At 54.4% G+C, this 2500-nt stretch carries 1 tRNA gene and 2 rRNA genes (1 of these 3 cut by a window edge); all 3 read left to right on the top strand.

What is annotated here, in order from left to right:
- Nucleotides 1-2090, top strand: a 23S ribosomal RNA gene (locus ACP15N_RS19065) (it extends 778 nt beyond the left edge of the window).
- 123 nt (nt 2091-2213) lie between these two features.
- Nucleotides 2214-2328: ribosomal RNA gene (gene rrf, locus ACP15N_RS19060) — 5S ribosomal RNA — on the top strand.
- Between the two features lie 92 nt (nt 2329-2420).
- A tRNA-Met gene (locus tag ACP15N_RS19055) sits at nt 2421-2497 on the top strand.
- The last annotated feature ends 3 nt before the right edge of the window (nt 2498-2500 follow it).

Here is a 2500-nt window from a genome sequence, read left to right as displayed (position 1 = left end):
GGTCGGGATGAGGTGTGCCTAGGGGTGAAAGGCCAATCAAACTCGGAGATAGCTGGTTCTCTGCGAAATCTATTTAGGTAGAGCGTCATCCGAATACCCCGGGGGGTAGAGCACTGGATGGGTAATGGGGCCCCACAGGCTTACTGATCCTAACCAAACTCCGAATACCCGGGAGTACTAGATGGCAGACACACTGCGGATGCTAACGTCCGTAGTGGAGAGGGAAACAACCCTGACCTACAGCTAAGGCCCCTAATTCATGGCTAAGTGGGAAAGCAGGTGGGACGACCAAAACAACCAGGAGGTTGGCTTAGAAGCAGCCATCCTTTAAAGATAGCGTAACAGCTCACTGGTCTAAACAAGTTGTCCTGCGGCGAAGATGTAACGGGGCTCAAGCCATGAGCCGAAGCTTAGGATGCCGTAAGGCATGGTAGCAGAGCGTGGTGTGAAAAAACTCCTAGTTTGTTATATCGCCGGTCTACGAGCGGTGCGGGCAACCGCGCTCAAGTAGCGAAGCGGTAGCGCAAACAAGGAGTTATCGATGAAGCCGGGGCGTGAGCCATCCGGTGGAGAGATCACCAGTGAGAATGATGACATGAGTAGCGACAAACAGGGTGAGAGACCCTGTCGCCGAAAGTCCAAGGGTTCCTGCTTAAAGTTAATCTGAGCAGGGTAAGCCGACCCCTAAGGCGAGGCCGAAAGGCGTAGTCGATGGGAATCCGGTTAATATTCCGGAGCCAGGAAGAAGTGACGGATCGCAGGTGTAGTTCAACCTTATCGGATTGGTTGGGCTGCTGAGCGGTTCCTGGAAATAGCTCTTCCGTGAGATCGTACCCGAAACCGACACAGGTGGACTGGTAGAGCATACCAAGGCGCTTGAGAGAACGATGTTGAAGGAACTCGGCAAAATACCTCCGTAAGTTCGCGAGAAGGAGGCCCGGTTCTTAGGCAACTGAGGGCTGGGGGCACAAACCAGGGGGTGGCGACTGTTTACTAAAAACACAGGGCTCTGCGAAGTCGCAAGACGACGTATAGGGTCTGACGCCTGCCCGGTGCCTGAAGGTTAAAAGGAGGAGTGCAAGCTCCGAATTGAAGCCCAGGTAAACGGCGGCCGTAACTATAACGGTCCTAAGGTAGCGAAATTCCTTGTCGGGTAAGTTCCGACCTGCACGAATGGCGTAACGACTTCCCCGCTGTCTCCAACATCGACTCAGCGAAATTGAATTGCCTGTCAAGATGCAGGCTTCCCGCGGTTAGACGGAAAGACCCCGTGCACCTTTACTACAGCTTCACACTGGCATCAGGCCATGCATGTGCAGGATAGGTGGTGGGCTTTGAAACCAGGACGCCAGTCTTGGTGGAGCCTCCCTTGAGATACCACCCTTGCATCGCTTGATGTCTAACCGCGGTCCGTTATCCGGATCCGGGACCCTGTGTGGCGGGTAGTTTGACTGGGGCGGTCGCCTCCTAAAGCGTAACGGAGGCGCGCGAAGGTTGGCTCAGAGCGGTCGGAAATCGCTCGTTGAGTGCAATGGCAGAAGCCAGCCTGACTGCGAGACTGACAAGTCGAGCAGAGTCGAAAGACGGCCATAGTGATCCGGTGGTCCCGAGTGGAAGGGCCATCGCTCAACGGATAAAAGGTACGCCGGGGATAACAGGCTGATGGTGCCCAAGAGTCCATATCGACGGCACCGTTTGGCACCTCGATGTCGGCTCATCTCATCCTGGGGCTGGAGCAGGTCCCAAGGGTACGGCTGTTCGCCGTTTAAAGAGGTACGTGAGCTGGGTTTAGAACGTCGTGAGACAGTTCGGTCCCTATCTGCCGTGGGTGTAGGATACTTGAGAGGAGTTGCCCCTAGTACGAGAGGACCGGGGTGAACGATCCACTGGTGGACCAGTTGTCATGCCAATGGCAGTGCTGGGTAGCTATGATCGGAAAGGATAACCGCTGAAGGCATCTAAGCGGGAAGCCCCCCTCAAAACAAGGTATCCCTGAGAACCGTCGTAGACCACGACGTCGATAGGCCGGAGATGTAAGTGCAGTAATGCATTCAGTTGACCGGTACTAATGGTTCGATAGGCTTGATTTGATCCAGTAGAAGGCGCAAAACGCGACCCCTGCTGCAAAGCCCCCCTTGGCTTGGAACATCCTCTGATTGACACAAAACCGGCGACTGCATCGCAAAATCGACCGGAAACGGCTTTTTCCTCGGTTTGGTGGTCATAGCGCGAGCAAAACACCCGATCCCATCCCGAACTCGGTCGTTAAGTGCCGTAGCGCCAATGGTACTGCGTCTTAAGGCGTGGGAGAGTAGGTCACCGCCAAACCTAGAAAAAAGCCAATAAAAATAGTCTCGTTTACCTCTCGATACGATCTCGAAACAAACGCACCAATGCGGACAAAAATCCGCAAAAAATGGCGCGGGATGGAGCAGCCCGGTAGCTCGTCAGGCTCATAACCTGAAGGTCGTAGGTTCAAATCCTACTCCCGCAACCAAAA

The organism is Tropicimonas sp. S265A (assembly GCF_049800835.1).
Classification (GTDB): domain Bacteria; phylum Pseudomonadota; class Alphaproteobacteria; order Rhodobacterales; family Rhodobacteraceae; genus Dinoroseobacter.
The sequence above is the reverse complement of the archived record's forward strand: the minus strand, read 5'-3'. Positions and strand labels throughout refer to the sequence as shown.